A 6,685-nucleotide genomic window follows, 5' to 3' on the forward strand; every position below is an offset into this window, starting at 1 on the left:
GCTTAATTTGAAATAGTCTTAACATGATCTGCCAGATTCAATTTGTAGAGTTGAATTAAATCTGACAGTGAATAGCCGATTTGTGTTGCATCGAGTGGTTGAACTCACAGCCATGAGCAGACTTTCAAGCGTAACTCGTTTCTGCCCCAAAACGAGTTTAGGCGACGGTCGCAAATGAGCGATAAGTGATCATTGAGATTGAATAAATTTTAAAAATAACCAACATAGCTTATAAATACAGAAATCCAGACGAATGAACTTATCAATAGCGCAATTAATACTGCTGCGGAGCCTAAATCTTTAGCGAGACCTGACAATGGATGAATCTCTAAGCCAACTCTGTCTATTGTTGCTTCTATTGCTGTATTAACAACCTCTGCGAATATCACAAATAAAACAGAGATTAGTAGCATGACCTTTTCGTAAATACCTATCTGCCAAATCGAAATAATAATTAGCGATAAAGCGAGTAAAAAAAGCTCTTGTTTAAAAGCAGCTTCATTTTTAGCAAGCCATTTAAATGCACGCTGTGAATTTTTAAAAGCTAAAACTACTCGATTAATACCTGACGGCTTATTTGCACTATCAAATTGCATTGGAAACTCTCTTTATAGACTTAGGGCCTTACAGGCGTTAAAAATATCGTATTCAGGTTGGTATTGACTGCTGCTTACTTGAGTTAAGCCAAGTAAAGTGTCAAAAATATTGTCGTGTGAAAATACTTTTGAGCGTTGTAACTCAATACAATGATTAAATTTAGAGTTAGCGAGTTTATTACTCCAAAAAATCATTGGAATATGGGTTTGCTCGCTTGGTGCTAATGCATATGGAAACCCGTGAAGGTATAAACCTTTCTCACCAAGTGACTCACCGTGATCTGACACATATAGGAGTGACTTCTTTGTTTCGTTACTTGCTTGTAATACTTTTATCAACTGGCTCAACACCTTGTCTGTGTATGCGATAGTATTATCATATGTGTTTGTTAGTTCAGTTGTACTACAGTTCTGAATATCGCTTCGAGAGCAATCAGGTTTAAACAAACTTTCGTGTTCAGGATAACGACGATAATAAGTTGGTCCATGTGAACCTATCATATGCAGAACAACCAATTTATGTTTAGCGTTACTAGTCGCTATCTTGTCTGCTAGTTTCGTAACTAATATTTCATCAAAACAGTAATGACCATCACATAACGGATGTTCTTTATTCGGCTCAATGTTGTCTGATTTGATGCGAGCACACACTCCTTTACAGCTGCTGTTATTATCAATCCATGTTACTTCAACACCACTACGCTGAATAATGTCTAGAGCATTTTCTTGACTACTAGCAAGCCGAGAATCATATTCTTTGCGGTTCAGTCGTGAAAACATACAGGGGACTGAAATAGCCGTCGCCGTTCCACACGATGAAACATCACTAAAATACTTTACGCCTAACTTGGGAGTATAAGTATTCGTTGCTCTACTATAGCCTTGTAGTGAAAAGTTAGCCGCCCGAGCTGTTTCCCCGACAACCATTACAGTTAGCGAGGTGCTCGTTTTATTTTTTAAAGTGGGCAAGTTATCGAGTACCTTGAAAGGTAATGGTGGATAAAAGTAATTATCCCTCAGGTATTTATAACTTGCTGTATAGAATGCAAACGGGGTGATATAACTTGTTAGCTGTCGGTTGTTGCGGCCAACAGAAGCGTACTCTTTATAAAAGGGTACAGCGATTAAGGCACAACAGAGCAAAGCTGATAGATTTAGCTTCGTAAAACTTTTTAAACGAACTCTAAAACTCCCAATAATTGTGAACTTGGAAAATAAGTAAGTAGGTACAATCCCCAATAAAAAAATAAATAACACAAGCTGAAAGTTCAAGTATGAAAATGCTTCACCTGAATTTGTTTCAACAATATTTTGTAACATGCTCTTGTACAAAAATAACGCCATAATTAAGTGTTGAATAAAACAACAATGAGCAAACTAAAACACTAAATAGAAGTATAGCTTTAACAAAAGTAATTAAGGACAACCAACTTAAAACTAAAACAGTCAATGAGAAAAGCAATAAAGGGACCGACGCGATAAAAAGCCAATTTATATGCCCTGACTGTGTTGCAGCCATAAAAGTATTGTATAAAAACAAGCCATTAAATGCGATAACGATATACATTGAAACTAAGCAAACAAATTGGCTGTAACTTACTTGCCAAGACGAAATACAAAATCTTTTAAAAGCAATTTTCATAGTTATTCCTTATCACTACTTTTATCAGCTAAACGATAAAGCTGCTCGGTGTAAGCTAAGTTGCTAAATAACACATGAGCTAGTGCTTTTTCAGCCAACGTTTGATCAACGTTTAGCTGTTCATTTTTTTCTTGTATTTTGGTTTGTTTGTTATAGCGCCAATAGCTGGTTTGTTGATTTGGCATTAGGATGACAGCGCGATCATTTTCTAGGTATGCAAAATTGTCGTAGTACTGCATCATTGCGCGTTCAACTGGATAACTTTTAGTCAGATCAAAGCCCAGCATAGGGGTTGCTTGGTCAATTCCTAAAAGTGACATCAAAGTAACAGGTAGATCAATTTGACTAACGAGTCTTGGATCGCGTTTACTTTTCATATCGCTGTTTAAAATAACAGCTGGTATATGAAAAGACCTCAAAGGGACAGGTTCAGAGCCAAAAACACGCACATCATGGTCTGCCACAACCAAAAATACGGTGTTTTCCCAGTACGACCGTGTTTTTGCTTTATTTATAAATTTACCTAGTGCGTAATCGGCATACTTAATTGCAAGATCACGCTTATAGTTTTCAGGGTTATGTCCTTTGGGTAGCGATACTTTGCCTTGTGGTATATCAAACGGATCGTGATTACTAGAAGTAAATACAAGACTAAAAAATGGCTCTGTCGAATTACTTAATTTAGTCAGTTCTTTATCTGCTTGATTGAATAAGTCCTCATCACTTACCCCCCAAGAGGAGATAAATTGGGGATTATCAATATGGTTGATGTCAACAATATCGTTAAACCCGTTTCCTAGAAAAAAGCTTTTCATATTGTCAAAATGGCTTTCACCGCCGTAGATAAACTAGTGTTTTGTAACCTTCTTGACTGAATACATCCGCTAGTGAAAAAAAGTTATGCTGCGATTTAGATAGTTTAACTACTGAGCGAGATGGTGATGGTGTAAAACCTGTGGTAATTGCTTCAATACCTCTTACGGAGCGCGTGCCCGTAGCATAAAGGTTGTCAAACCCCCACCCTTGTTGATATAGCTTATCAAGTTCGGGCGTAATATCTAACCCACCAAGTTCTCCAACAAATCGGGCACCTAAACTTTCCTCAAGTATTATAACTAAGTTTTTTTAACACCAGACACAAAAGGCTTGTTGTGCGCCAAGGTTGGAATATTTCCAGCGACAAACTGTTTTCGATAAGAAGCCTTTTTGACCGTATCTATAATTTGTTGACGAAGCATTGTGCCATACAAATTACTGGCACTTTTTTCGTTACCCATGTTTTTCAGCGCAAACGCAACACTGTAAGTGGAGTTAAGAACAAGTGAGTTTACTAGTGAATCTTGAGAAAAATAGACTAATGCAGGGTTAAGCGGTCGGTGATTTAATGTACCTCTAGCAGCAAATAAGCAGATTATTAAAGCAGCCATTAGAATGGGTAAATTGGATGCTTTTTTCAGTGACGGTGGTTGTGTGAATGCTCTGCATAAAAGGCGATAGCTATAAACGCTTGTTAACGAGGCCAAAAGCAATGTACTTAGCATTGCAAAAAGATGGCCATGCACTAACATTGAGAAGACTTCTTGTGGGTAATCAAGGTATTCAATATATAATCGGTTAGGCCTTACATCATATTGATTGATGAATGCAGGTGTTGATGCTTCAACAATAACAACTACAGTTACAACGCAGCTGCCGTAAAGTGTAAAAATACGCTGGAAAAGCTCTGTTTTAGGGCGTGCAACTACATGCAGTATCAGTATAAAAACCCCAATAGTTGCTAAGTATGCAATGCTACTTAAGTCTATTCTGATTGCTCCTGATATGATCGGCCAAATATCACCATCATTTAATCTTGAATGTTGCCAAAACAATAAAGCAATGCGGGAAGTTATAAAGATTGATATCAATATAATACTAAAACGCAACAAGGGTTTTAAAACGGAAGTATTTGCTGTCATAGTTGTGCTCGATCTTAATAATTGCAGCAATACTAAAAACCGAAACTTAAGAAATCCTGAGTCTAAACTTAATATTGGCTAAACTATGGAAACTTAAGCAAGTCTTAAGTAAAACTTAAGCTATATGGCGTAACCTAATGATGAAGATGCATTTCAGGTGAATGAGTAACACATGAAGTTATTAATAATTGAAGATTCAGCGTCACTAAGGCGTAGTTTACGAATTGGCTTAGTAAATCTAGGCTTTGCGGTTGATGACACCGGTGATGGTGCACAAGGGCTGAGTATGGCGATGACAGGTGAGTATGAGCTTATAATACTTGATATTATGTTACCGAGTATCGATGGTATTACTTTATTGCAAACCATAAGAACCAAACAGCTTGATTCTAAAGTCTTAATTTTGTCAGCTAAGCAAGAACCTGAAGACCGTGTTTTAGGGCTTTTAACTGGAGCGGATGATTACCTTACTAAACCCTTTTCATTTGATGAGCTCCACGCTCGACTATTAAATTTAATGCGCCGTGGTGGATTGAAGATGATGAGCGATATCATAACTATTGATAATTTAGCACTGAATTTACAGTTAAAACTGCTAAAAGTGGCTGACAATGTTATTGACTTAACACCCAACGAGTACAAAATTGTCGAATGTTTATTTAGCAATCAAAATAAAGTGTTTAGTGCTGAGAAGCTAAGTACCTACCTTGCAGGGCAATATGATTTGATATCAAAGAACTCGATTGAAGCTCATTTATCATCTGCTCGCAAAAAAGTAAGAGTTGCAGGAGGGGAGCTGCCAATTCAGACCAAGCGTGGTTTTGGTTACATTGTACAAGGACAATAATGAAATCTATTCGCAGTAAATTAGTTGTTACACTCTCGGTAACTATAACAGGCTTTGTTTTATGCATTTTGTTAGCAACCGACATTGCTGTTGATAGTTGGATAGACAATGAGTTTGATCGCAGCCTGCAATCCAAAGCAGGTATGTTAATGACCTTAGTACATAAAACTGATGAAGGTTTTTCGTTTAGTTTTTCTAGTGAGTTTATGCCCGAGTTCGCAGGGGAAATAGAGCCTGAGTACTTTCAAGTATGGAGCAAAGAAGGCACTTTCACTCGCTCCAAAAGTTTAGATTTATTTGAGGTTAAAAACTTACCATATGAAAGCTTAGAAATTGGCGAATCAAAAATACGCCCTTTACAATTACCTGATGGCCGAGATGGTCGAGTGTTTTATAGTCGTTTTATACCACAAGGAAAAGACAATACATCAGTAGACACATATAAAAAAACAAATGATGAGCCACTGACTTTAGCTTATGCAGCGTCTTCTGAGGAAGTTGATTTTGTACTTTGGTTGATTGACGTTATTTTTATAGTCACCACAATTACAGTTATTGTATTTATTCGATTATTTGTCAGGAAGGCGATAGATACATCACTTGCGCCATTAATTAAACTCAACCAAGATATCAGTCAGTTAAGTATTACCAGTGAAGGCTCACAGATATTTATACAAGAGCCAGTTAAAGAGCTCTTGCCTATTGTTGAAAGCTTAAATGCTTTTATTAAAGAGAATAGACAACTTTACCTAAGGGAAAAGCGACTTACATCCGATATTGCCCATGAAATAAAAACGCCCATTGCCGAACTTATAAATATGGCAGAAGTTGCTATCAGGTTTCCAAATGAGATTGAGCTCAATGAGGATTTTAAGCCTGAAGCGTTGAAAATAAGTTTACGGCTAAAAAATATCGTGTCGAACTTATTGCTATTACATAAATACAGTAATGGTAAGCTAATCAAACAAGATGCTTGTGATTTAAATCAAGTCATTACCAGAGTCTTAGAAAACACTGATTTATCGCGTGTAAATTTGGAGTTGAATGAGAATGCACCAGCAATTATAAGCAACTTGTTTGCCCTCGAATCAATTATTAGCAATTTAGTTAACAACGCTAAACAATACAGCCCACTAAATTCAAAAATTTTAGTTTCGACAATGATTTCAAAAGAAAAACTTTTATTTTTGTCAGTTACTAACTCCCTTATTGAACCTTTGAGTGATAATGATATAGACCAATTATTTGACCCTTTATGGCAAAAAGACACTTCAAGAACATCGAATGATAACTTTGGATTGGGGTTATCAATCGCTAAAACGCTTAGTAAAGCAATTGATGCGCAATTAAGTGCAGAAGTTAGTGACAGAAAAATCACATTCTCTTTAGCCTTAAACACTGATTAGTTTATTTAGCCCTACATAGAAATAAAGGCTACGTCATTAAACTTTTCAGAGTCTAACCTCACCCAGCAACTTTTACCGGTATATCTATATCCATATGGTGGCCTCGGAATTTTCAAAAATACTAGTTTTGCTTTTATGACCAATGAGCTTTCCTTGCAATATAACACCCATTTAAGGGGCTGATAATAGTTTGCTAAAATGTGTAGCGCAGCGAAACCGAGCAAACTGTTAGCAGT

Annotated in this window: 7 protein-coding genes; 2 read left to right on the top strand and 5 right to left on the bottom strand. The window is 36.7% G+C overall.

Annotated elements, in window-relative coordinates; translation table 11 throughout:
* Positions 1 to 209: 209 nt before the first annotated feature.
* The 5 genes from P20480_RS13715 to P20480_RS20080 all read right to left on the bottom strand — a co-directional run bounded on the left by P20480_RS13715 (position 210) and on the right by P20480_RS20080 (position 4,196).
* Entirely contained in the window at positions 210 to 596 is a 387-nt protein-coding gene (locus tag P20480_RS13715; RefSeq protein ID WP_008127761.1) for a diacylglycerol kinase, read from the bottom strand.
* A 12-nt stretch (positions 597 to 608) separates the two neighbouring features.
* Complete coding sequence (locus P20480_RS13710) at positions 609 to 1,916, bottom strand: phosphoethanolamine transferase (protein WP_238530286.1); 1,308 nt, start codon at positions 1,914 to 1,916, stop codon at positions 609 to 611.
* 324 nt (positions 1,917 to 2,240) lie between these two features.
* Positions 2,241 to 3,083, bottom strand: a complete 843-nt coding sequence (locus tag P20480_RS20070; RefSeq protein WP_370587905.1) for an LTA synthase family protein — start codon at positions 3,081 to 3,083, stop codon at positions 2,241 to 2,243.
* Positions 3,070 to 3,351, bottom strand: coding sequence for a sulfatase-like hydrolase/transferase (locus P20480_RS20075; RefSeq protein WP_083830857.1), 282 nt, complete (start codon positions 3,349 to 3,351; stop codon positions 3,070 to 3,072). Before P20480_RS20075 ends, P20480_RS20070 begins: the two co-directional genes overlap by 14 nt.
* 2 nt (positions 3,352 to 3,353) lie before the next feature.
* The gene (locus P20480_RS20080) at positions 3,354 to 4,196 is read right to left on the bottom strand and encodes an LTA synthase family protein (RefSeq protein WP_008127770.1); all 843 of its coding nucleotides are present in this window, start codon (positions 4,194 to 4,196) and stop codon (positions 3,354 to 3,356) included.
* Between the two features lie 172 nt (positions 4,197 to 4,368).
* Between P20480_RS20080 and P20480_RS13705 the strand changes: the two genes are divergently transcribed.
* Entirely contained in the window at positions 4,369 to 5,043 is a 675-nt protein-coding gene (locus P20480_RS13705; protein WP_008127772.1) for a response regulator transcription factor, read from the top strand.
* A complete protein-coding gene (locus P20480_RS13700) occupies positions 5,043 to 6,449 on the top strand; it encodes a sensor histidine kinase (RefSeq protein WP_008127774.1) in 1,407 nt (468 codons plus the stop codon). Before P20480_RS13705 ends, P20480_RS13700 begins: the two co-directional genes overlap by 1 nt.
* Positions 6,450 to 6,685: the final 236 nt, after the last annotated feature.

The organism is Pseudoalteromonas sp. BSi20480, assembly GCF_000241365.1.
In the GTDB taxonomy this organism is placed as follows: domain Bacteria; phylum Pseudomonadota; class Gammaproteobacteria; order Enterobacterales; family Alteromonadaceae; genus Pseudoalteromonas; species Pseudoalteromonas marina.